The sequence below is a fragment of the Mesorhizobium sp. ES1-6 genome, assembly GCF_020164775.1.
Classification (GTDB): Bacteria; Pseudomonadota; Alphaproteobacteria; order Rhizobiales; family Rhizobiaceae; genus Mesorhizobium.
Window position 1 is genome coordinate 256,477 of the sequence record NZ_JAIUGU010000003.1, and the last position, 21,445, is coordinate 277,921.

General features: G+C 65.7%; 19 protein-coding genes. 9 read left to right on the plus strand and 10 right to left on the minus strand.

Going from position 1 to position 21,445, the window contains the following annotated elements; all coding sequences use genetic code 11:
- Nucleotides 1–26 precede the first annotated feature (26 nt).
- The gene (locus LB564_RS10055; protein ID WP_224537208.1) at nucleotides 27–1,058 is read right to left on the minus strand and encodes an NAD(P)H-dependent glycerol-3-phosphate dehydrogenase; all 1,032 of its coding nucleotides are present in this window, start codon (nucleotides 1,056–1,058) and stop codon (nucleotides 27–29) included.
- Complete coding sequence (gene tsaD / locus LB564_RS10060) at nucleotides 1,055–2,140, minus strand: tRNA (adenosine(37)-N6)-threonylcarbamoyltransferase complex transferase subunit TsaD (RefSeq protein WP_224537804.1); 1,086 nt, start codon at nucleotides 2,138–2,140, stop codon at nucleotides 1,055–1,057. The genes LB564_RS10055 and tsaD overlap by 4 nt, the downstream gene beginning before the upstream one ends.
- 101 nt (nucleotides 2,141–2,241) lie before the next feature.
- On the opposite strand from tsaD, the gene hemC reads away from it, so the two are divergent.
- From hemC to LB564_RS10090, 6 genes are all read left to right on the plus strand, one after another.
- On the plus strand, nucleotides 2,242–3,168 hold the full coding sequence (gene hemC, locus LB564_RS10065) for a hydroxymethylbilane synthase (protein WP_224537211.1): 927 nt from the start codon (nucleotides 2,242–2,244) through the stop codon (nucleotides 3,166–3,168).
- Nucleotide 3,169: 1 nt separating this feature from the next.
- Nucleotides 3,170–3,886 carry a uroporphyrinogen-III synthase gene (locus LB564_RS10070; protein ID WP_224537213.1) on the plus strand — a complete coding sequence of 239 codons (717 nt, stop codon included), beginning with the start codon at nucleotides 3,170–3,172 and terminating at the stop codon, nucleotides 3,884–3,886.
- A 110-nt stretch (nucleotides 3,887–3,996) separates the two neighbouring features.
- The gene (locus LB564_RS10075) at nucleotides 3,997–5,475 is read left to right on the plus strand and encodes a COG4223 family protein (protein ID WP_224537215.1); all 1,479 of its coding nucleotides are present in this window, start codon (nucleotides 3,997–3,999) and stop codon (nucleotides 5,473–5,475) included.
- A 10-nt stretch (nucleotides 5,476–5,485) separates the two neighbouring features.
- On the plus strand, nucleotides 5,486–7,075 hold the full coding sequence (locus LB564_RS10080) for a heme biosynthesis protein HemY (protein ID WP_140702760.1): 1,590 nt from the start codon (nucleotides 5,486–5,488) through the stop codon (nucleotides 7,073–7,075).
- Nucleotides 7,076–7,126: 51 nt separating this feature from the next.
- Nucleotides 7,127–7,606: a TerB family tellurite resistance protein gene (locus LB564_RS10085; RefSeq protein WP_140702758.1), complete on the plus strand. Its 480-nt coding sequence runs from the start codon at nucleotides 7,127–7,129 to the stop codon at nucleotides 7,604–7,606.
- A gap of 15 nt (nucleotides 7,607–7,621) precedes the next feature.
- Entirely contained in the window at nucleotides 7,622–8,338 is a 717-nt protein-coding gene (locus tag LB564_RS10090) for a glutamine amidotransferase (RefSeq protein WP_140702756.1), read from the plus strand.
- Between the two features lie 39 nt (nucleotides 8,339–8,377).
- Here LB564_RS10090 and LB564_RS10095 read toward each other — a convergent pair whose 3' ends face one another.
- The 8 genes from LB564_RS10095 to LB564_RS10130 form a co-directional block, all read right to left on the minus strand.
- The gene (locus LB564_RS10095) at nucleotides 8,378–8,608 is read right to left on the minus strand and encodes a hypothetical protein (RefSeq protein ID WP_224537219.1); all 231 of its coding nucleotides are present in this window, start codon (nucleotides 8,606–8,608) and stop codon (nucleotides 8,378–8,380) included.
- A gap of 162 nt (nucleotides 8,609–8,770) precedes the next feature.
- On the minus strand, nucleotides 8,771–10,009 hold the full coding sequence (locus LB564_RS10100; RefSeq protein WP_224537221.1) for an MFS transporter: 1,239 nt from the start codon (nucleotides 10,007–10,009) through the stop codon (nucleotides 8,771–8,773).
- 158 nt (nucleotides 10,010–10,167) lie between these two features.
- A complete protein-coding gene (locus tag LB564_RS10105; protein WP_224537223.1) occupies nucleotides 10,168–11,268 on the minus strand; it encodes an aminotransferase class I/II-fold pyridoxal phosphate-dependent enzyme in 1,101 nt (366 codons plus the stop codon).
- Between the two features lie 125 nt (nucleotides 11,269–11,393).
- A complete protein-coding gene (locus LB564_RS10110) occupies nucleotides 11,394–11,876 on the minus strand; it encodes a MucR family transcriptional regulator (protein ID WP_224537225.1) in 483 nt (160 codons plus the stop codon).
- 189 nt (nucleotides 11,877–12,065) lie between these two features.
- Nucleotides 12,066–12,770, minus strand: coding sequence for an ROK family protein (locus LB564_RS10115; RefSeq protein ID WP_224537228.1), 705 nt, complete (start codon nucleotides 12,768–12,770; stop codon nucleotides 12,066–12,068).
- A gap of 14 nt (nucleotides 12,771–12,784) precedes the next feature.
- Nucleotides 12,785–14,161: a glucose-6-phosphate dehydrogenase gene (gene zwf, locus LB564_RS10120; RefSeq protein ID WP_224537230.1), complete on the minus strand. Its 1,377-nt coding sequence runs from the start codon at nucleotides 14,159–14,161 to the stop codon at nucleotides 12,785–12,787.
- Nucleotides 14,162–14,183: 22 nt separating this feature from the next.
- Nucleotides 14,184–15,200, minus strand: coding sequence for a phosphogluconate dehydrogenase (NAD(+)-dependent, decarboxylating) (gnd, locus tag LB564_RS10125; RefSeq protein WP_224537232.1), 1,017 nt, complete (start codon nucleotides 15,198–15,200; stop codon nucleotides 14,184–14,186).
- Between the two features lie 51 nt (nucleotides 15,201–15,251).
- Complete coding sequence (locus LB564_RS10130; RefSeq protein WP_224537234.1) at nucleotides 15,252–17,669, minus strand: glucan 1,4-alpha-glucosidase; 2,418 nt, start codon at nucleotides 17,667–17,669, stop codon at nucleotides 15,252–15,254.
- 213 nt (nucleotides 17,670–17,882) lie between these two features.
- On the opposite strand from LB564_RS10130, the gene LB564_RS10135 reads away from it, so the two are divergent.
- The 3 genes from LB564_RS10135 to LB564_RS10145 are packed head-to-tail and all read left to right on the plus strand — an operon-like array spanning nucleotide 17,883 to nucleotide 21,445.
- Nucleotides 17,883–18,896, plus strand: coding sequence for an ABC transporter substrate-binding protein (locus tag LB564_RS10135; RefSeq protein ID WP_224537237.1), 1,014 nt, complete (start codon nucleotides 17,883–17,885; stop codon nucleotides 18,894–18,896).
- A gap of 49 nt (nucleotides 18,897–18,945) precedes the next feature.
- Complete coding sequence (locus LB564_RS10140) at nucleotides 18,946–20,463, plus strand: sugar ABC transporter ATP-binding protein (RefSeq protein WP_224537239.1); 1,518 nt, start codon at nucleotides 18,946–18,948, stop codon at nucleotides 20,461–20,463.
- Between the two features lies 1 nt (nucleotide 20,464).
- Nucleotides 20,465–21,445, plus strand: coding sequence for an ABC transporter permease (locus LB564_RS10145; RefSeq protein ID WP_224537241.1), 981 nt, complete (start codon nucleotides 20,465–20,467; stop codon nucleotides 21,443–21,445).

A 21,445-nucleotide genomic window follows, 5' to 3' on the forward strand; every position in this document is an offset into this window, starting at 1 on the left:
CCTGACGTTGGATCAGAGGGTGGGGATCAATCGTTGGTCTCGGTCTTCAGCGGCCGGGTCATCAGCGCCGTCACGGCCTGGCCGATGGTGATGGTGCCATCCAGTATGGCCGCCACGGCGGCTATGATGGGCGTGTCGATGTTGCGCTCGGCGGCGATGCGGGCGGCGATGGCCGCCGTCGGCACGCCCTCGGCCAGCGGCAGTCCGGCAAGCGCCTTGCCTTGCCCGAGCGCCAGCCCGTAGGCGAAATTGCGCGATTGCGCCGACGAGCAGGTCAGCAACAGGTCGCCAAGGCCGGAAAGCCCCATCAGGGTCTCGGGCCTGGCGTCGAAGGCGGCGCCGATGCGGCGCAGTTCGACGAAGCCGCGCGTCACCATGGCGGCCTGGGCGCTGGCGCCGAGCCCGGCGCCGGTGACAGCGCCGGCGGCGATGGCGAAGACGTTCTTCAAGGCGCCGCCGATTTCGACGCCGATCAGGTCGTCGCTGGAATAGCAGCGCAGGTTTTCCGCTGAAAAACGGGCAGCAAGGTCGGCGGCCAGGGTCTCGTCGCCGGCGGCGACCACCACCGCCGTCGGCAGGCCTCGAGCGACATCGCTGGCGAAGCTCGGCCCCGACAGGGCGGCGACCGCGTTTCGCGGCAGGATTTCCGCGGCGATCGCCGACAGCAAGGCGCCGGTGTCGCGCTCGATGCCCTTGGCGCAAAGCACGAGCGGAATGCCAGGCGGCATATGATCTCGGGCGGCCGCCAGTGTCGCCCGCAACGCCTGCGCCGGCGTCACCGCCAGCACGCAATCGGCCCCGGCGAGCGCCGCCTCGATGTCGCTGGTCGCCTCGATGCCGGGGGCGATGGCGATGCCGGGCAGATAGCGCGGGTTCTCGCCGCGAGCGATCGCGGCCACGGTTGCAGGGTCACGCGCGAACAGCCGCACGGCATGGCCGGCGCGCAGCATGGCGAGCGCAAGCGCCGTGCCCCAGGCGCCGCCGCCGAGCACGGCGACATGCCAGCCGCTCCTGCCGGGACTGTCCGTGCCCGCGCTCTTCACGGCTCGATCGGTCATGCCTTGGCTCCGCGCCGGCCCGAGCCGATCATTGGCGTCGAGATGCTGTCGAGCGGCCAGCGCGAGCGCGGCACGAAATCGAAGCCGTTCTCCTGCGCCATGCCTTCGCGCAGCCGCTCGATGCCGGCCCAGGCAATCATCGCGGCATTGTCGGTGCACAGCTTCAACGGTGGCGCGACGAAGGTGAAGCCGGCGTCAGTGCAAAGCCGCTCCAGGGTCGCCTTGATGGTGCGGTTGGCGGCGACGCCGCCGGCGACAACCAGTGCGGACTTTTTCGTGCCAGGAAATGTCTCGGCAAATCGAGCCAGGGTGCGAGAAACGCGGTCGGCGAGCGCATCGGCGACCGCCGCCTGGAACGAGGCGCAGATGTCGGCAACGTCCTGGTCGCTCAAGGGCTCGATCGCCGTCGCGGCCTGGCGCACGGCCGTCTTCAGGCCGGAAAAGGAAAAGTCTGGCTGCGCCGAACCCTTCATCGGCCGGGGGAAGGCAAAGCGCGAGGGGTCGCCCGACAGCGCCGCCTTCTCGACATTGGGACCGCCGGGATAAGGCAGGCCGAGCATCTTGGCGGTCTTGTCGAAGGCTTCGCCGAGCGCGTCGTCGATGGTGGTGGCCCAGCGCTGGTAATCGCCGACGCCGCGCACGGCGAGGATCTGCGTGTGGCCGCCGGAGACCAGCAGCAAGAGATAGGGGAATTCGAGCCCGTCGGTCAGCCGCGCGGTCAGGGCATGGCCTTCGAGATGGTTGACGGCGATCAGTGGCTTGTTCGTCGCGGCCGCGATTGCCTTGGCCGTCATCAGGCCGACGATCAGCCCGCCGACGAGGCCTGGCCCGGCGGTCGCCGCGATCGCATCGATATCGGCCAGCGCCACGCCCGAATCGGCGAGTGCTGCCTCGACGATGCCGTCCAGCGCCTCGACATGGGCGCGCGCGGCGATCTCGGGCACGACACCGCCGAAAGCGGCATGTTCCTCGATCTGGGAGAGCACGATGTTGGACAGGATTTTCGGCGCGGCATCGCCCTCCAGCGCCACGACGCTGGCGGCGGTCTCGTCGCAACTCGTCTCAATGCCCAGAACGCGGATCAATTCGTCGCTGTCTCCAGAGATTGTGTAGCCGGGCGTTCCTGTTTAGGAGAGTGCCCGGAAACGCAAAGCCAGCCGGGGGTTATCACGGACCGCGCGCCATGCAAACAATCTTGAAAATAGGAACACGCGGCAGCCCGCTGGCACTGGCGCAGGCGCATGAAACGCAGGCGCGGCTGATGGCCGCGCACGGCCTGCCGGCGCAGGCCTTCGAGGTCGTCGTCATCTCGACCAGCGGCGACCGCATCCAGGACCGGCCGCTGTCGGAAGCTGGCGGCAAGGGCCTGTTCACCAAGGAGATCGAGGAAGCGCTGCTCGCCGGCGCGATCGACCTCGCCGTGCATTCATCCAAGGACATGCCGACACAATTGCCCGACGGCCTGGAACTCTCCGCCTTCCTGCCGCGCGAGGACGCGCGCGACGCCTTTGTCGGCAAGGCGGCAAAGACCATCGCCGGGCTGCCACAGGGCGCTAAAGTCGGCTCCTCGTCGCTCAGGCGCCAGGCGCTGATCCGCCGCATGCGGCCGGATCTGGACGTGGTGATGTTCCGCGGCAATGTGCAGACGCGGCTGCGCAAGCTCGACGAAGACGTCGCCGCCGGCACCATCCTCGCCTATGCCGGGCTGAAACGGCTGGGTCTGGAGCATGTCGCCACCGACCTGATGCCGCTTGACATTTTTCCGCCGGCGCCCGGACAAGGCGCGATCGGCATCGAGACGCGTATTGGCGACCGCGATGTCGAAAGGATGCTGGTGGCGATCCACGACGTGCCGACGGGACAGGCGCTTGCCTGCGAGCGCGCCTTCCTGGCGGCGCTCGACGGCTCCTGCCGTACGCCGATCGCCGGCTATGCGGCGATCGAAGCCGGAAAGCTGTCTTTCGCCGGGCTGATCATCTCGCCCGACGGCACGCAGTCGCATACGGTCGAGTTGCTGGGGGCGGCCGAGGATGCTTCACGCATCGGCGATGAGGCCGCAAGGACGGTGCGGGCCAAGGCCGGCGAGAAGTTCTTCGACGGCTGGCTCTGAAATGCTTCGCGTCCTGGTGACAAGACCGGAACCGGGCGCCTCGCGCACGGCGCGGCGGCTTCAGGAGGCGGGCTTTCAGCCGCTTCTCCTGTCCTTGACCGAAACCGTGGCTTTGCCGGTCGATGCCGGACTGATCCCCAGGGATGCCGCGGCGGTCGCGATCACTAGCGCCAACGCCGTGCGCCATGCCTCTAAGGGCATTGTCGCGGCGCTTGCCGCGCTGCCTTGCCATGCCGTGGGCGCCAGGACCGCAGAGGCCGCGCGCGAGGCGGGTTTCGCGTCCGTCATTGACGGTCCCGGCGATGCCGGGTCGCTGGCCGACGGCCTTGCCGCGGCTTTTCCCGGCGAGGCAATCGCCTATCTCTGCGGACGCGTGCGCTTTCCCCTGTTCGAGCGGAGGCTGGAAGCGGCCGGAGTCCGCGTCGAGGCCATCGAGACTTATGACACAGCGGCGGTGGATTATCAGGACGAGGCCATCTTCGCGCGGCTGTACGGCCAACCGGTCGATGCGGTGCTGCTCTATTCGGCCACGGCGGCGGCAGCGATGCAGAGCCTTGCCAAACGGCCTGCCTTGCAAAAAATCTTTGAAAAAACACGGTTTTTCGCCCTTTCAGCGCGCATAGCAGCCGCCCTCGGCGACAGCGCCGGCAAAGCGATGCGCATTGCCGCACGGCCCGACGAGGAGGCGCTGCTGAGGCTTTTGCGGGCATGGCCCTGAACCGCGTCATCACACCGCCCCTTTTCACCGCTTGGTGATGTGCTAGACCCTTTTAGAACCATCACGCGCCGCCGGGCGTTGAGACGAAGCGAATTTTGCGGAGCCCATGCATGGTCAAGACGCCGAAGATGCGACACTCGAAAGGCCGCCGCGAGCCGGTGACCATCGATCTGGAGCCGGGCGCCGTGTCGCGCATCGTCGACGAGGATGCTGCCAAGGATGCCGCCCAGACCGACGAGGCGAAGGCCGAGGAGGCCGCGAACGCTTCGCGGCCAGAGACGCCGGAAGAGCCCGTGCATGCCGACCAGACCGATCTCGAACCCTGGGAGCATGCCGATGCCGCCGGATCGCAGGCCGGTGCGGATGCGCCTGCGGATGCCCAAGGCAAATCCGAGGAGCCGGAGTTGCCTTATCCCGGTTCGGACGCGCCGCCCGACCGTGCCAGGGCTTCCGACTATAATTTCGAGGACGCAAGCACAAAGGCCGGAGAGACCAAGGCGGCTACGGGGAAAACCGACGCAAGGAGCGAAACCATGGCAGGGCAGCCGAAGCGTGGCGGCCTCAACGGCATTGCCGCCGGCATCATCGGTGGTGTCATCGCGCTGGTCGGCGCGGGCGGCTTGCAAGTCGCCGGCCTGCTCGGCGCGCCGGGTTCCGGCGCTGGTGTCTCGCTCGACGGCGTCAATGGCGAGATTGCGTCGTTGAAGAGCGAAATCGCGGACATGAGGGAAGCCGGCGGCGGCAGCGGTGCTTCGGCCAAGGTCGACGGCCTGTCGTCGGCGCTCGATCAGGTCAAGAGCGACGTCGCGGCGCTGAAATCGGCGGTCGAACAGGGCGGCGCCGGCGATAATGCCGGGCTCGCCGCTCTCGGCGACAAGGTCAAGCAGATAGAAACCGCGGTCGCGGCGCTCGGCAAGGCGGGCAGTGCTGCTCCCGTCGATCTCGGGCCGCTCAATGAAAAGCTGGCGGGCCTCGATGCGCTGGTGAAATCGACAGGGGAGGCGGCGAAGAACCAGGAAGGCCGTCTCTCGGCACTCGAACAGTCGCTGTCGCAGCTTTCCGGCAAGGTCGATGCACAGGCGTCGCAGCCGAAGATCGCGCTCGCCATCGCGGCTTCCGCACTAAAGTCGGCGCTCGACCGTGGTGCGCCGTTTTCGGCCGAACTCGATACGCTGGCCGCGATTTCGCCCAACGCACCCGAGCTCGCGACCTTGCGCCCCTATGCCGAAAAGGGCGTGCCGACCCGCACCGAGATCGCCTCGCAGATGGATGCGGCCGCCAACGCCATGGTCGCCGCCGCCACGCCGGTCGACCAGAATGCCGGCTTTTTGCAGAATCTGATGGCGAGTGCCGAATCGCTGGTCAAGGTCCGGCCGATCGGGGCCGTGGAAGGCAAAGGCGCGCCGGAAACCGTGGCGCGCATGGAGGTCGCGGTCACCCAGGGTGACTATGCCAAGGCGCTCGGTGAATATGACACGCTGCCGGAAGCCGCGAAGGCGGCGGGTGCCGACTTCGCCGGCAAACTGAAGGCACGCATCGAGGTCGAAACCCAGGTCGACGCGCTGATCTCCGGCGCGATGAAGGCATGAGGGCAACACGATGATCCGCCTGCTCGCCTTCCTCGTCGTTGTCTTCGCGCTCGGACTGGGCTTTGCCTGGCTGGCCGACCGGCCGGGCGACATGGTCGTCACCTTCAACGGCTATCAGTATCAGGTCAGCCTGATGGTTGCCGCCGTCGCCGTCGTCGCCATCGTCGCCGCGGTGATGATCGTCTGGTGGCTGATCAAGTCGCTGTGGAACAGCCCCTACACCATCTCGCGCTATTTCCGCGTGCGCCGCCGCGACCGTGGCTACCAGGCGCTGTCGACCGGCATGATCGCCGCCGGCGCCGGCGACGGGGCGCTGGCCCGCAAGAAGACCAAGGAGGCGGCCAAGCTGATCCGTTCCGACCAGGAGCCGCTGATCCACCTGCTCGAGGCGCAGGCATCGCTGCTTGAAGGCGACCACGAAGGCGCGCGGCAAAAATTCGAGAGCATGCTCGACGACCCCGAAATGCGGCTGCTTGGCCTGCGCGGGCTCTATCTCGAGGCTGAACGCCTGGGCGACCGCAACGCCGCCCGGCACTATGCCGGCCGTGCCGCCGCGGTGGCGCCGCAATTGGCGTGGGCGGCCGAATCGACGCTGGAGGAACTGACCGCGCGCGGCGACTGGGACGGCGCCCTGAAACTGGTCGAGGCGCAGAAGTCGACGCGGCAGATCGAACGCGACGCCGCCAACCGCCGCCGCGCCGTGCTGTTGACCGCCAAGGCACAGTCGCTCGCCGACAGCGATCCCACTGCCGCCCGGACAGCGGCGATCGAGGCCAACAGACTCGCCCCCGACTTCGCCCCAGCCGCCGTTGCCGCCGCCGCCGCGCTGTTCAAGCAGAACGACGTGCGCAAGGGCTCCAAGATCCTGGAGACGGCGTGGAGAGCAGAGCCGCATCCGGAGATCGCGGAACTCTATACCCACGCCCGCCCGGGCGACGCGGTGCTGGACCGGCTCAACCGGGCCAGGAAGCTGCAGGAGATGAAGAAGAACCACGCCGAATCGTCGATGACCGTGGCGCGCGCCGCGCTCGACGCGCAGGATTTGTCGACCGCCCGCCGCGAGGCCGAAGCCGCGATCCGCATGGACCGTCGCGAGGGCGCCTATCTGCTGCTCGCTGACATCGAGGAGGCGGAGACCGGCGACCAGGGCAAGGTGCGGCAGTTGCTTTCCAAGGCGGTGCGGGCGCCGCGCGACCCGGCCTGGGTCGCCGACGGCGTCGTTTCGGAGCGCTGGGCGCCGGTATCGCCGGTCACTGGCCGGCTCGACGCCTTCGAGTGGCGCGCGCCGATGGAACGGCTCGGGCAGTTGATCGACAGCCGCGACGATGCGCCGGATGCTTCGGTGGTGGCCATAGAAGCGCCGGCCAAGCCGGAAAAGCCGATCGACGTCATCGATCATGCCGACGTTGAAAGCGAGAGCAAGCAAGCCGACAATCGGGAGGATCATGTCACGCCGGTCACGGCGGCGGCGTTCGCGGCGGTGCCGGAGGATGCCGAGGCCGTCGAGCCGGCGGAAGAGTTGGCGCGCCTGCCGGACGATCCAGGCGTCGATCCGGACGAGGAGGCGGAGAAGTCGCCGCGCCGGTTCCGGCTGTTTTGATTTGGGCCTTCGGGTGATTGACTTGGCATCGGGCCGTTTGGGAATGAATTGATGTTCGAGCGCGTTCTGTCGTTTCTCAGGGATTTGCCGGCCGGCTCCGGCAGCCATACCAGCACGGACGATCCGCGCGTCGCGGCTTCGGCGCTGCTCTACCATGTGATGAATGCCGATGGCGTACGCCAGGATGTCGAATGGGAACGCTTCAAGGCAGTGCTGGCGCAGAGCTATTCGATCAGCGGTGCCGAACTCGAAGCGCTCGCCGCCGCCGGTGAACGCGCCGACAACGAAGCGATTGACCTCTACGCCTTCACCAGCGTGCTCAAGCGGCATCTCGATGCCGAGGGGCGCAAGGCCTTCATCGGCCTGATGTGGGAGATCGTCTACGCCGATGGCGAGTTGCATGAACTCGAGGACAATACGGTGTGGCGTGTCGCCGAGCTGATCGGTGTCGAGCGTCATGACCGGGTGGAGGCGCGCCGCAAGGCGGCCGCACATGCGCCGGGCGCCACTGGAACATCCTCGGACGAATAGGATTTTCGCCGTCTCATGCCACGCCAGACGAGGTCGAAGCCAAAGATCCTGATCGTGCTGCATCAGGAGAATTCGAGCTCCGGACGCGTTGGCCACATGCTTCTGGAAGAAGGCTTCGACCTCGATATCCGCCGCCCGCCGCTCGGCGATGCCTTGCCCGAAACGCTGGATGGCCATGCCGGCGCGGTGGTGTTCGGCGGCCCGATGAGTGCCAATGACGAGGACGAGTTCGTTCGCCGCGAGACCAACTGGCTGCAAATCCCGCTCAGGGAAAACCGGCCACTGCTCGGCATCTGTCTTGGCGCGCAGATGCTGGCCAATCATCTGGGCGGCAAGGTCGAGGGGCACGACGAAGGTCTGGTCGAGATCGGCTGGTATCCGCTCAAGGCGACCGAGGCCGGCAGGAAACTGATGCACTGGCCCGAAATGGTCTACCAGTTCCACCGCGAAGGCTTTTCGCTGCCCGGCGACGCGACGCTGCTGGCCACCAACGAAACCTATCCCAACCAGGCCTTCCGCTATGGCGACAATGCCTGGGGCATCCAGTTCCATGGCGAACTGACCAGGGTGATGATGCAGCGCTGGGTGGTGCGCGGCGCGCATCGCTTCGAACTGCCCGGCGCCCAGCCCGGCCGCGACCATCTCGGCGGCCGGCTGATCTGGGACATGCACCTCAAGCGCTGGCTGGACGAGTTCTTGCGGATGATTTTTGGCGGGCCGGTGGCGCGTTAAAGCCGAACCAGTGCTCTTTCGGCTTTCGCAGGGGGAAAATTAGTCCGAAAAGCTCACGCTCACGCCGCGCTGGCGAAAATAGGCCTGCATCAACTTGCGGCCCGAGCGGTTGCTCTGCGCCAATTTGGCAGGATCGAACACCGCCTGTTTTATCCCCTCGCGCGTCAGCGCTGCCTTGAGCGCCGCGATATGGGCGTCGATGTCGGCATTGTCCGCTCTGAGCGACGCATAGATATTTTCAGTCGCTTCGGCCACGGTCGGTTCGCTCACTTGTATCGTCCTTTGGTTGGTTGGGCGGCGGCTTGGCACAGAGTCGCGGCTGCGCCGGTGCGCCCCGGTTTTGCAAAGCGACTACAGCGTTGCTTCGAACTTGCAAAGGCAGATGTCAAACAATTCCCAACCGTGGCAGCCGGCGGCGAAGCGCGATGTCAATCAGTTTCGGCTGTTGAGATGCTGCACCTTCCGCAGCGCCGGGAACAGATAGGCCCACAGGCCGGCGACCGCGACGGCGCCGATGCCGCCTATGACCACCGCCGGAACCGTGCCGATCAGCGCCGCCATGGTGCCGGCGCGGAATTCGCCGACTTCGTTGGAGGCGCCGACGAAGACCTGGTTGACGGCGTTGACGCGGCCGCGCACCTCGTCCGGCGTCCAGAGCTGGATCAGCGTTTCCCTGATGTAGACGCTGAACATGTCGGTGGCGCCGAGCAGGGCAAGCGCCACGATCGACAGCCAGGTAAGGGTCGACAGACCGAACAGCACAGTGCAGGCGCCGAACGCCGCGACGAAGCTCAGCATGATCTTGCCGGCATGATCGCGGATCGGATGGCCGGCAAGCCATACCGCGACGCAGATGGCGCCGATTCCCGGTGCCGAGCGCAGCAGGCCGAGGCCCCAGGGGCCGAGTTGTAGGATATCGCGGGCATAGACCGGCAGCAGTGCCGAGGCGCCGGACAGAAGCACGGCGAAGAGGTCGAGCGAGATGGCGCCGAGCACGATCTTCTCGCTCCAGATGTAGCGGAAGCCGGCAAACAGCGTTTCCATTGTCGGCTTGTCCGTGGCGGTCTGCTGCGCGGGCTTGGGAATGGTGAAGATGAGCACCGCGGCGGCGAGCATCAGGACTGCCGCCGTGGCATAGGCCACTTCCGCCGACACGCCATAGAGCAAGCCGCCGGCGACTGGACCGACAATCGTTGCCGTCTGCCAGGCGGAAGAGTTCCAGGCGATGGCATTGGCGAAATCCCGCTGCGGCACGAGATTGGCGAACAGGGAGGAGGAGGCCGGGCCATAGAAGGCGCGGGCAATGCCGAACATGACCAGCACGGCGAAGATCGGCAGCGGGCTGGTAAGGCCGCGCAGGGTCAGAACAAGCAGAGCCAGCGCGCAGGTGCCTTCGACCAATGTTGCCAGCGTCATGATCAGCCGGCGACCGAAGCGGTCGGCGACGACACCTGTCACCAGCACCAGAAGCAGCGCCGGCAGGAACTGGACGATGCCGACAATGCCGAGATCGAACGGATCGCGTGTCAGGTCATAGACCTGCCAGCCGACGGCGACGGAAACGATCATGGTCGCGAAGGTGGTGAGAAAGCGCGCCGTCCAGTAGCTGAGGAAGGCCTTGTGCCGGAAAGCCGCGTAACGCTGCTCCGGCAAAGTCTGTTCTGGTATCATGGAAAGAGGCCCCGTTGCGGTGGGCATCGGCTCGCGGGGCACTTCCCGGATGGGCGCTGTTCGACCAATGGAACTGGATAAAGTTCGGGGCGGATATGCTTTAAATTTAGGCCTGGATCAAGGGACTTTCGATCCACACCGCCCACCGCACGCGGAATTTACCCGCGCAGCGCAGCCGAAATGGCGTCCAATCCGCCTTTCAACTCGGCCTCCGTCGGCCAGCCGAAGCCGACGCGGAAGAAGCGCTTTTCCATTTCGAACCAGTGGCCGGGTCCGACATAGGTGCCGTGGTCTTCCAGCAGCCTGACATAGAACCGGTCGAGGTCGAAGCCGGGCTCGACATTGAGGCGCGGGAAGCCGACGACACCGCCCTCGGGCCGCACCCAGTCGACCAGCGGTTCGCGGTCGATCCAGGCCTGGACGATATCGCGGCGCCTGGCCATGTCGGGCAGCAGCTTTCCCAGGAACGCGTCCCGGCGCTCCAGCATGCCGCGCGCTATGCCTTCGTCGATGACGCTGCCGCAGATGCCGATCTGCTCCTTGGCGGCGAGGAATTTTTCCTGCAGGGCGGCATCCCTGGTGACCAGCCAGCCGATGCGGATGCCGGGAATGCCGAAGGCTTTCGACAGCGACGAGACGCTGATCGCCTTTTTGCTCAGCGAGGCAGCCGAGGGCAGCCGCCTGCTATAGGAGAGGTCGCGATAGGTCTCGTCGACCAGCAAATGGCAGCCGTTGGCGTCGGCGAGCGCGACCAGCGCGTCGAGATCGGCGCGGCCCATCATGGTGCCGGTCGGGTTGTGCGGGCAGGTGACGCTGATCAGCCTGGTGTTCGGCCGCATCGCGGCCTTGATGCGCTCGACGTCGATGGCGAAGCCGTCCTCGAAGGCGAGGTCGACGAAGCTGATGGCACAGCCGATGGCGCGTGGCGTTTCGATGTTGGTGGCGTAGTTGGGCCTGATGACGACGAGGTGGTCGCTGGCCGATAGCAGTGAGGTCGAGATGATGAACAGCGCGCCGGCGGCACCCGCGGTCACCAGCACATCATCGGGCGAGATGCCGGCATCCTGCGCCGCGACCAGCGCGCGCAAGTCCTTGTCGCCGCGATGCTCGCCGTAGAAAAGCGTCAGGTCGGGCAGCGACAGGCCGATATCGGAAAGCTTCTGGTCGGCGATCGAGCTTTCGGAAAGATTGTGGCGGATACGGTCATAGCCGTATTCCTCCGGCGCTTCCTTCTCGATCACCATCCTGGTGTAGTTCATATCAGCTCCCCCTCAAGGCACCTTGTCCGGCCTATCCAAGCCACAAAAACATGAAGCCTGCCAAGGCGGATTCGCCGGCAGGCTTCTGTTCCAGCCGTCCTGAGTATTGGCTCAGGCGGGATTGCTCAGGCCGGGACTTTGGCCTTCCGGCCCTTGCCCTTGACGGGCACCACCACGGCGGCCTTGCGGCCGAGACCGATCGACTTCGCCAGTTCGGAGCGCGAAGCGGCGTAGTTGGGGGCAACCATCGGGTAGTCCGACGGCAAGCCCCATTTGGCACGGTAGGCGTCCGGGGTCAGGCCGAAATGCACGCCGAGGTGACGCTTCAGCGATTTGAACTTCTTGCCGTCCTCGAGGCAGATGATGAAATCCGGCGTTACCGACTTCTTCGGGTTGACGGCCGGGACCAGCGGTGCCGCCACCGGGGCCGCCGGCTGGCTCAGCCCGCTGATCGAGGCGCTGACGCTGGCGATCAGTTCGGCAAGGCCGGACGCGGGCAGGCGATTCTTCTCGACATAGGCCGATACGATATGGGCCGTCAGTTCGAGAAGGTCGAGGGTCTTGCTGGCGTGGCTGTTTTCGTCGTTCAATCTGTTTCCTCCATCCATGGCGCATGACCTCGAAAATGGGGCCGTTTTCAAAAAGGATGATGCGCAAAATTAAAGTGCGTCGTCTTTGTGCGTCGCGCGCGACGTGATGTAGTGGGGCTGACTACCTAGTCGGCAAATCTGCACAATGCAATCTATCGGGGCGACATAACACGGCATTTTGAACGACTATACTAAACTGTAATAATATCAGACGATCAGGGCCTTGTCTCGCCACAGACGAAATCCGCCTTCGAAGGCGCGTGTGTTGTCGCCGCGCCTGGAGTTGGCGGGCAATTCGTCGAGCTTGTCGACATTGCCGCCACCGATGACGACATAGTCTGGCTGCAGGGCGGCGCGCAGCCTGTTGACGACGTCGAAGACATGACCGCGCCACTTCTTCTTGCCGCGCTTTACGAGACCGCGTTCGCCGACATAGTCCTCGAAACTCTGGCCTTTTCTGTAGGGAAGGTGGGCGAGTTCCATCGGCTGGCCGACATTTTCGAGGACCATCGCCGCACCGAGGCCGGTTCCGAGGCCCAGGAACAGCATGCGCCCGCCCTCATAACTGCCGATGGCCTGCATCAGCGCATCGTTGACCACCTTGACCGGCTTGCCGAACTCCGCGGCGAAATCGAAGCCGGCCCAGCCCTTGCCGAGATTCATGGGGTCGAGCACCGGCTTGTTGTGGCGCACCGGGCCTGGGTAACCCATCGAGATAACGTCATAGGACAGGCCCTCGGCGAGCGTCTTGACCTTGTCGATCATTTGCCGCGGCGTCAGGTCCGGGCCGGAATCGGTCCGGCGTTCGGTGCCGCCGTCGCTGGTCAGGATCTTGACGTGCGAGCCGCCAATGTCGATCGAAAGGACGACCTGCCCGGTCTCCGGCGCAGCCTGCTTCACCGCCTTGGCCATCCTGTTCCCTCCGCTCATGCCACCGGGTCGATCCAGCCATTGGGCGGCCCGAAGCCGGCCATGGCGTCCGCCGGTCCCCATGTCTTGGGTTCGTAAAGATGCGGCGGCGTGGTGTCGCCGAGCACCGGACCGACGATGCGCCAGGCGAGTTCCGCCGCGTCCTGGCGGGTGAAGAGCTGGCCATTGCCGTTCATGGCGTCGCCGATCAGCCGTTCATAGGGCGGCATGTCGCCCTTGGAGTCGTCGAGCGCGGTGAGTTCCACCTGTTCGCCGATCATGTCGTCGCCGGGCGCCTTGCGCTGGGCGCCGATGGCGATCATCACCTGCGGGTCGATGCGGAAACGGACGTAATTCTGGTCGGCGGGCTTAATCGGGTCGAAGACGTCGAGGGGCGGCCGCTTCAGCCGCACCACCACTTCGGTGACATGCACCGGCATGTTCTTGCCGGCGCGGATGAAGAAGGGCACGTCCTGCCAACGCCAGGTGTCGACGAAGAAGCGCACGGCCGCGAAGGTCTCGACCGGCGAGTTCGGCGCCACGCCGGGCTCGGCGAGATAGCCGGCGAACTGGCCGCGCACGACATCGTCCTTCGTCAATGTCCTGATAGCGCGCAGCACCTGCACCTTCTCGTCGATCAAATCGTCGGCGGAGCGGCCGACCGGCGGCTCCATGGCGAGCAGCAGCAGGATGTTGAGCAGGTGGTTCTCGATGACGTCGCGGATCGCACCGACATCGTCATAGAAGCGGCCGCGCCCTTCGACGCCGAAATCCTCGGCCATCGTGATCTGCACGCTCTCGACGAAGTTGCGGTTCCAGATCGGTTCGAGCAGGGCGTTGGCGAAGCGGAAATAGAGCAGGTTCTGGATCGCTTCCTTGCCGAGATAGTGGTCGATGCGGAAGATCGACTGTTCGTCGAATACCAGGTGCAGCACACGGTTCAGCCAGCGCGCCGACTGCAGATCGTGGCCGAACGGCTTTTCCACCATCAGCCGCGCGCCATGCGCGGTGCCCGATTGCTCCAGCCCTTGAACGACGGTCTCGAACATGGTCGGCGGCACCGCCATGTAGTGCAGCGGCCGCTGGGCGCTGCCGAGCGCGGTCTTCAGCTTCTCGAAAGTGGCCGGATCGCGGTAGTCGCCGCTGACATAACGCAGCAGCGACGCCAGCTTGGCGAACACCTTTTCGTCGATCTTGCCGAGCGCGTTGACGATTCCGTCGCGGGCACGGTCCTGCAACTGCTTCAAATCCCAGGCATCGAAGGCGACGCCGATCACCGGTTCGGTGAGCGTGCCCTTGGCGACCATCTGGTAAAGGGCTGGAAATATCTTCTTGTGGGCGAGGTCGCCGGTCGCTCCGAAGAGCACCAGCGTGTCGGACCGTTCCTGGCTCATGCGCGCGTCTCCCCTGTCGCCGTCACTTGCCGGCCTTCGGCTTTTCGATGTGGCCGCCGAAAGCGTAGCGCATGGCGGACAAGAGCTTGTCGGCGAATTCGGATTCGCCCTGCGAGGAGAAGCGGTCGAACAGGGCCGAGGACAGGACCGGGGCCGGCACGCCGGTGTCGATCGCTGCCTTCAGCGTCCAGCGTCCCTCGCCGGAATCCGAAACCCGGCCGCCGAACTGGGCGAGGCCCGGATCGCTCTTCAGCGCGCCGGCGGTGAGATCGAGCAGCCAGGAGCCGATGACGCTGCCATGCCGCCACACCTCGGCCACCTGCGGAAGGTCGATGTCGAACTGGTAGTATTGCGGGTTTTCCAGCGGGCTGGTCTCGGCGTCCGCCGTGCGCGGCCTTTTGCCGGCATTGGCCGACTTCAGGATGTTCATGCCTTCCGCATAGGCGGCCATGACGCCATATTCGATGCCGTTGTGCACCATCTTGACGAAGTGGCCGGCTCCGCTCGGTCCGCAATGCAGGTAGCCGAAAGGCGCGGTCCCGGCGGCCTTGTCCGGCGCCGCCGCGCCGGCATCGAGGCCCGGCGCCAGCGTGGCAAAGACCGAATCGAGGTGCTGCACCGCCACGTCGGGACCGCCGATCATCAGGCAGTAGCCACGCTCCAGGCCCCAGACACCGCCGCTGGTGCCGACATCGACAAGATGCATGCCCTTGGTGGCCAGTTTCGCGGCCTGGTCGACGGCGTCGTGGTAGTAGGAATTGCCGCCGTCGATGACGATGTCGCCGGGCTCCATCAGCGCCGCGACCTGATCGATGATCCTGCCGGTGATCGCCGCCGGCAGCATCAGCCAGACACAGCGCGGCTTGGCGAGCTTGCCGACGAATTCCTCCAGGGATGCCGCCCCCAAGGCGCCGTCGCTCACAAGCGCGGCGACGCTGGCCGGGTTGATGTCGTAGACGACGCATTCGTGGTTGTCGCGCATCAGGCGCCGCACCATGTTGGCGCCCATCCGGCCCAGTCCCATCATTCCGATCTGCATGGTTTCGTCCCTGTTTCCTGAAAGAGTCTCGGGGTTTCCCTGGAGAAGGGTCTACTGGCTATCCTGCCCGCCAGATATGACAGAGAAGTCGACATTCTCCCAATCGCCGGTGCCGGGCCAGAAAAAAGTGAAGATCAGCGTGCTTCCGCTGGGGAGCCCGGCCGTGGGCAGATCGACAAGGTGGATGCCGAAGGCATTTTCCACTGTCTGGCTGTCACGGGCGGTCGCCCAATTGTCGGCGCTCCAGTGTACGGTCGCCGCCGCCAACAGCTCGATGCGCAATGTCTTGCCTTCAGGCAGCGCACGGATCTTGTTGTTGAAGCGCCATGTCCTGAACGGCGATAGGGTGTTGTCCTCGATGTAGCGCTTCACGCCTTGCGGCGGCATGTCGAAGACGGCGCCGTCGCGAAGCGAGCGCAGCAGCTTGATATGTTCGGAATGCGCCCAGACCAATGGCATGGCGCTGCCCGACGGCTTGCCATGCAGCAGCTCGCGCTCGGGAATGTCGGCGCCGTCCCACACCTGTTCCGGCAGCAGGCCGCCAAGCCCTGCCGACCCTTCCAGCGCGTCGAGCAGGCTGGCCGCCATGTCCTTGCGGCCGGCCGCCAGCTCGTAATGGGCGCGTTCGCCGGCGAGCAGAGGCCAGGGCCGGCCCTGGCCGGTGCCGTCGAAGGGCGAGCCATCCGCGTGCTCGCCGTAGCCGTCGCTGTTGTAGCGGTACCAGAGCGGTCCTTGCGGCAGCTCGCGGCGCAATTGCGCATCGATGACCTTGACGGTGTCTACGATGCGCGGATCGTCGGCGGCTCTCAGGCCAAAGCGCACGAGCGCCAGCGCGTCGGGGCTGACGATTTCCTCGGCTGGCCGTTCCGTGTCGCCCGGCGGGCGGTTCTTGATGGGCACATAGCCGTCCTTCGGCGAGCCGGCATCGGGGTCGTTGGGCGGCGCGATGCGGACGTAGTAGCCGGCGACGCCTGCCGCCTCGCAGGTGGCCGTGCCTGTGACATAGGTCCAGCGCTCGACCTGATCGTTCCAGCAGTCCGCGGTCTCGCGCAGATAGGCCGCCTCGGTTGTCCGGCCGCAGACGTCAAGAAGGTCGGCGCCGGCAAGCAGCGCCGCGATCTCGACGGCCAGCGTGAACGGGCTGTAGCCGGCGTCCTCTTCCCAGCGGTCCTCGCCGGTGACGGGGCCATTGCGGACGACATAGGAGGCGGCGCGCTCGATCATCGGCAGGAAGGCCTTGAGCTTGGCACCAGGCAAGTGGCCGGCGCGATGCAGAGCATCGGCGAGCAGCAGGGGAAAGGCGCATTCGTCCATCTGAATCCCGGGCCAATAGGCCGAGCCGTCGAGCCAGGCGTTCTGCGGCCAATGGCCGTCCGGTTGCTGAATGGAACGGAGGTACTCCAGAGTCCGCAGTGCCGAGGCGGCATCGCCGGCGGCGAGAAAACCGCCCGCAGTCTCGACCAGATCGCGCGGCCAGACCAGGTGGTAGCCGCCGAGGTCGTCATCGCCTTTGTTGAATCCCCACGGGATCGAAAGGCTGGCCACCGCCGCGCCCGGCATGGCCGATGACCGGTGGGTTGCCAGCACCGCGGTTGAAACGCGGTAGCTGTTCACTCCGGGCGTCCGGTGGCGGTCCAACGGCAGCAGGGCCGCCTGCCATTCGCGCCATGCTTCGACATAGGATTTCGCCGCCGGCTCAAAACCCCGCTTCAGGCTGGCGCAGGCGTTTTCGGCGGCTTCGTCCGGTGTCGCGCCAAAACCCAGCGCCAGCACGGCTTTTGTGTTCGTGGCGGTGAAGCCGATCTCACCGGTCAGCGCGACATTGCCGTCCTCGGCGCGCTGGCATGCAGGATCGAGCATCCCGGCATGGTTCAATTGCTGCCAGCCGTCGGAGAAGCCGACATAGCCGGCCGAACAGTCATGCCAGGGCAGCGACGAGGCCAGCGCCAGGCAGGTGCCGCGCCCCGAGGCAAACAGGACAGGCTTTCCCTCGTGTTCGCCGACCCAGGCGGTGTTGCCCATGCCTGCATTGACCAGATGCGGCGCCAGAAGCGCGTAGACGCGGTAGTCTTCGGCAGCCCCCGTGAGCGGTGTGAAGGTGATCTCCTGCAGCAGCGTCGGCCGCGACGGGTCGGCCACGACGCGCTTCTCGATCCGGTAGGCGCCGTCATCGGCCGTGTTGACCAGCCTGTAGGCGGGCACGCCGTCCTCGAACGGCTCGATGACGTGCGCGGCATCGCGCTTTTCTTCCGAGAAATATCCATCCTGGCCGGTGACGATCAGGCCGAGGTCGCGCGTGCAGGCGCTGTCGACGCGCGGATAGTAGATTTCGTTCAGAATGCCATGGCTGATGGTGAACCAGACCCGGCCGGCCCGCGAAAGCGCTGTTCCAACGCCGCTCTTGGCGCTTGACGTCCAGCGTGCCGGAATTCCCGGTGCGTCAGGGGGAACGATCGGCGTCGCCGTCATGCTTTCAACCTCATATCCGCATGCCTAGCCCATCAGCCGAAGCTTTTTCAATCGTCGCACCGCAAAGTGATCACGGGCTCTTCGCGGATTGCAGTTGACAGCTCGCCGGCCCTTCATGCACTTTTGTCTGACAATAGATAAAAAACAGGAACGCAATACGCGGCACTTTTATCAGCAAGCAACCAGACCATTAACACTCGGGAGGAGTATGACATGAAGAAACTGTTCGTTCTCAGCACGCTTGCGGCGATGCTCGCCGCCGGTACGGCCTTTGCCGACACCAGCGGCAAGAAGATCGCGTTCTCCAACAATTATGCCGGCAATTCGTGGCGGCAGGCGATGCTCGACAGCTACGGCATCGTCACCAAGAAGGCGGTCGACGACAAGATCGTCGGCGCGGCCGATGTCTTCACCACCGCCGACAAGGAGGTGCCGACGCAGGCCGCCCAGGTGCAGAACCTGATCCTGCAGGGCTATGACGCGATCGTCATCAACGCCGCCTCGCCGGATGCGTTGAACGGCGCCATCAAGCAGGCCTGCGACGCCGGCATCGTCGTCGTTTCCTTCGACGGCACAGTCACCGAGCCTTGCGCCTACCGCGTCGTCGTCGACTTCAAGGACATGGGCAAGCAGGAAGTCGAGCAGATGGCCAAGTTCCAGCCAAAGGGCGGCAACCTGCTGGAAATCCGTGGCCTGGCCGGCACATCGATCGACGACGCCATCCATGCCGGCATCCTCGAAGGCGTGGCCGCGCATCCAGAATTCAAGATCGTCGGTTCGGTAACCGGCGACTGGGACCAGACCACGGCGCAGAAGGCGGTCGCGACCATCCTGCCGTCCTTGCCCGACATCGTCGGCATCGTCGACCAGGGCGGCGACGGCTATGGCGCCGCGCAGGCCTTCGCCGCGGCCGGCAAGCCGCGCCCGACCATCATCATGGGCAACCGTCAGGACGAATTGAAGTGGTGGAAGGAACAGAAGGACAAGGACGGCTACCAGACATGGTCGGCATCGATCGCGCCCGGCGTCTCGACGCTCGCCTTCTGGGTGGCGCAGCAGGTGCTCGATGGCCGCAAGGACATTCCGCACGATCTCTTGGTGCCGTATCTGGCCTTCACCCAGGACGATTTCGAGGCGGCCCTGCCGAACATCAAGGAGGGCGGCGTCGCTACCCACGAATACACCCAGGAAGATGCCATCGCGGCCATCAAAGCCAATATCAAGTGACGGTCGCAGACGCGTTGCCGCGGCTATCACTGGGCGGATATCGTTGAGCATGGCCGCGGGTAACACGAACGTCATCAGACCGAGCGGCGCCGAAAAACAATCCGGCGCCGCCAATGTCGACATCGTAAGACTTGACGGTGCCGAAAAGCATTTCGGCGCCGTCAGGGCATTGGCCGGAGTGGATTTCCATGTCGAACCCGGCGAATGCGTCGGCCTCGTCGGCCATAACGGCGCCGGCAAGTCGACGCTGATGCACATGGTGGCCGGCACCTTGACGCCCGACAGCGGGGCGATCCGCGTGCATGGCGGCATCGAGGAAAGCTACTCGGTGTCGCGGGCGCGGCAGCTCGGCATACGCTGCGTGTTCCAGGAGCTGTCGCTGTGCCCCAATCTCAGCGTCGCCGAAAACACGCGCATCAACCACGCTTCGCTGTCCGGCTTCGGCTGGCGGCGCAAGGCGGCCGAGCTGATCGCCGCCAAGCTCGACGAAATCTTCCCGGACCATGGCATTTCGGCCTGGGACATCGTCGGCGACCTGTCGATCGGCCGGCGCCAGATGGTCGAGGTGGCGCGCGCCTTCACGATGACGCAGGACCGGCTTGACCTCGTCATCCTCGACGAGCCGACCTCGTCGCTCGACGCGCACACATCAGGCCAGTTGCTGGCGTTCGTGCGCCGCTTCGTCGCCGGCGGCAAGAGCTGCATCCTGATCTCGCACGTGCTTGGCGAGGTGTTGCGCAACGCCGACCGCATCGTGGTGATGCGCGACGGCAAGATGGTGGCGTCGGACGCGGCCGGCGCCTTCGACCGCGACCGGCTGGTGACGGTGATGGGCGGGGCCGAGGCGCGCCAGAAGGTTGCCGCCGCTGCCGCCGCGAAACCTGAGGCGCGCCCGCTGCGCGTCCGGGCGCGGCCCGCCGGGCAGACCGACGGCAAGGAGCTAGTCGCTTGCGCGGGCGAGATCATTGGCCTTGCCGGGCTGGCCGGTCACGGACAGACCGACTTGCTGCTGCGGATCTTCGATGCCGCCGCACGCGCCAAGGCCGGTATCGAGGTCACGGCGCCGGTGGCGCTGGTGGCGGGCGACCGCCAGTCGGACGGCATTTTCCCGCAATGGTCGATTGCCGAAAACATCGGCATCCGCTCGCTGGCGCGTCTGCGCAACGGCTTGCTGATCTCGCCCCAGCGCGAGGCCGAACTCGCCGCGTTCTGGCAGAAGAAGATCGGCATCCGCACACCCGACATGAACAACAACATCTTCTCCCTGTCGGGCGGCAACCAGCAGAAGGCGCTGTTCGCCAGGGCGCTAGGTTCCGATGCCCAGATCGTGCTGATGGACGACCCAATGCGCGGCGTCGACATCGGCACCAAGCTGGAGGTCTACGACCTCGTGCGCGAGGAAGCAGCCAAGGGCCGTACCTTCCTCTGGTACACCACCGAAACCGAAGAGCTCGACAATTGCGACCATATCCATGTCTTCAAGAACGGCCGCATCGTCGCCAATTTGACGCGCGACGAGCTGACCGAGGAGAAGATCATCCAGTCCTCCTTCGGCGACGCGGCCTGAGATGAGCGCGACGCCAATCGACACTGGCTTCAAGGGATCGGCGGCGCGCAATGCGGCGGCGCGTGCGCGGCTCTTGCGCGGCCTGCTGCCGGCGCTGTCGCTGGCACTGGTGTTGCTTGCCATCGCCTGGCTCAATCCGCGCGCCATCAGCTATTTCGGCTTCAGCCTGATGCTGAACCTGGCGATCCCGATCGCGCTGGCGACGATCGCGCAGATGTTCGTCATATCCGGCAACGAGCTCGATCTCTCGATCGGCACCTTTGTCGGCTTTGTCGGCTGCGTCACCGCGACCTGGCTGAAGGATGCGCCGCTCGTCGGCGTCCTCATTCTCGCCGGATCAATCGGCATCTATGCGCTGCTTGGCGCGCTGATCCATCTGCGCAACCTGCCGTCCATCGTGGTGACGCTCGGCATGAGTTTCGTCTGGCAGGGGCTGGCCATCCTCGTCCTGCCAAAGCCCGGCGGCAAGGCGCCGGACTGGCTGCTGGCGATCATGTCCTTCAAGCCGCCCTTCATCCCGTTCCCGATCATCGCCGCGCTGCTGATCGCTGCGGTCGTGCATTTCGGCCTGATGCGCACCTCCTATGGGGTGATCCTGCGCGGTTCCGGCGGCAATCCGGCGGCACTGCGGCGCGCCGGCTGGTCGCTGCTCAAGACCAAGATCGTGCTGTTTGCGCTGGCCGGACTGTTCGGCGTGCTGTCGGGCATGGCGCTGATCGGCATCACCACATCGGCCGATGCCAATATCGGCAATGGCTACACGCTGCTGGCGATTGCCGGCGTCATCCTCGGCGGCGGCGAGTTCGTCGGCGGCAGGGTGTCGCCGATCGGCGCCGTCATCGGGGCGCTGACTCTGGCGCTGGCTGCTTCGCCGCTGCTCACCTTCATGCACATTCCACCCGACTGGCAGGTGGCGGCCAACGGCGCCATCCTGATCATCGTGCTGGCGGCGCGGGTGCTGATCAGCCGCAGGGAAAGGTGA

Bases quoted from the DNA above. Each gene is read 5' to 3' on its own strand.
- LB564_RS10105 (WP_224537223.1), bottom strand. From the start codon at position 11,268: ATGAACTACACCAGGATGGTGATCGAGAAGGAAGCGCCGGAGGAATAC.
- hemC (WP_224537211.1), top strand. From the start codon at position 2,242: ATGCAAACAATCTTGAAAATAGGAACACGCGGCAGCCCGCTGGCACTG.
- LB564_RS10140 (WP_224537239.1), top strand. From the start codon at position 18,946: ATGGCCGCGGGTAACACGAACGTCATCAGACCGAGCGGCGCCGAAAAA.
- LB564_RS10145 (WP_224537241.1), top strand. From the start codon at position 20,465: ATGAGCGCGACGCCAATCGACACTGGCTTCAAGGGATCGGCGGCGCGC.
- LB564_RS10130 (WP_224537234.1), bottom strand. From the start codon at position 17,669: ATGACGGCGACGCCGATCGTTCCCCCTGACGCACCGGGAATTCCGGCA.
- zwf (WP_224537230.1), bottom strand. From the start codon at position 14,161: ATGAGCCAGGAACGGTCCGACACGCTGGTGCTCTTCGGAGCGACCGGC.
- LB564_RS10100 (WP_224537221.1), bottom strand. From the start codon at position 10,009: ATGATACCAGAACAGACTTTGCCGGAGCAGCGTTACGCGGCTTTCCGG.
- gnd (WP_224537232.1), bottom strand. From the start codon at position 15,200: ATGCAGATCGGAATGATGGGACTGGGCCGGATGGGCGCCAACATGGTG.
- LB564_RS10085 (WP_140702758.1), top strand. From the start codon at position 7,127: ATGTTCGAGCGCGTTCTGTCGTTTCTCAGGGATTTGCCGGCCGGCTCC.
- LB564_RS10075 (WP_224537215.1), top strand. From the start codon at position 3,997: ATGGTCAAGACGCCGAAGATGCGACACTCGAAAGGCCGCCGCGAGCCG.
- LB564_RS10080 (WP_140702760.1), top strand. From the start codon at position 5,486: ATGATCCGCCTGCTCGCCTTCCTCGTCGTTGTCTTCGCGCTCGGACTG.
- LB564_RS10115 (WP_224537228.1), bottom strand. From the start codon at position 12,770: ATGGCCAAGGCGGTGAAGCAGGCTGCGCCGGAGACCGGGCAGGTCGTC.
- LB564_RS10110 (WP_224537225.1), bottom strand. From the start codon at position 11,876: ATGGATGGAGGAAACAGATTGAACGACGAAAACAGCCACGCCAGCAAG.
- LB564_RS10135 (WP_224537237.1), top strand. From the start codon at position 17,883: ATGAAGAAACTGTTCGTTCTCAGCACGCTTGCGGCGATGCTCGCCGCC.
- LB564_RS10055 (WP_224537208.1), bottom strand. From the start codon at position 1,058: ATGACCGATCGAGCCGTGAAGAGCGCGGGCACGGACAGTCCCGGCAGG.
- LB564_RS10070 (WP_224537213.1), top strand. From the start codon at position 3,170: ATGCTTCGCGTCCTGGTGACAAGACCGGAACCGGGCGCCTCGCGCACG.
- LB564_RS10090 (WP_140702756.1), top strand. From the start codon at position 7,622: ATGCCACGCCAGACGAGGTCGAAGCCAAAGATCCTGATCGTGCTGCAT.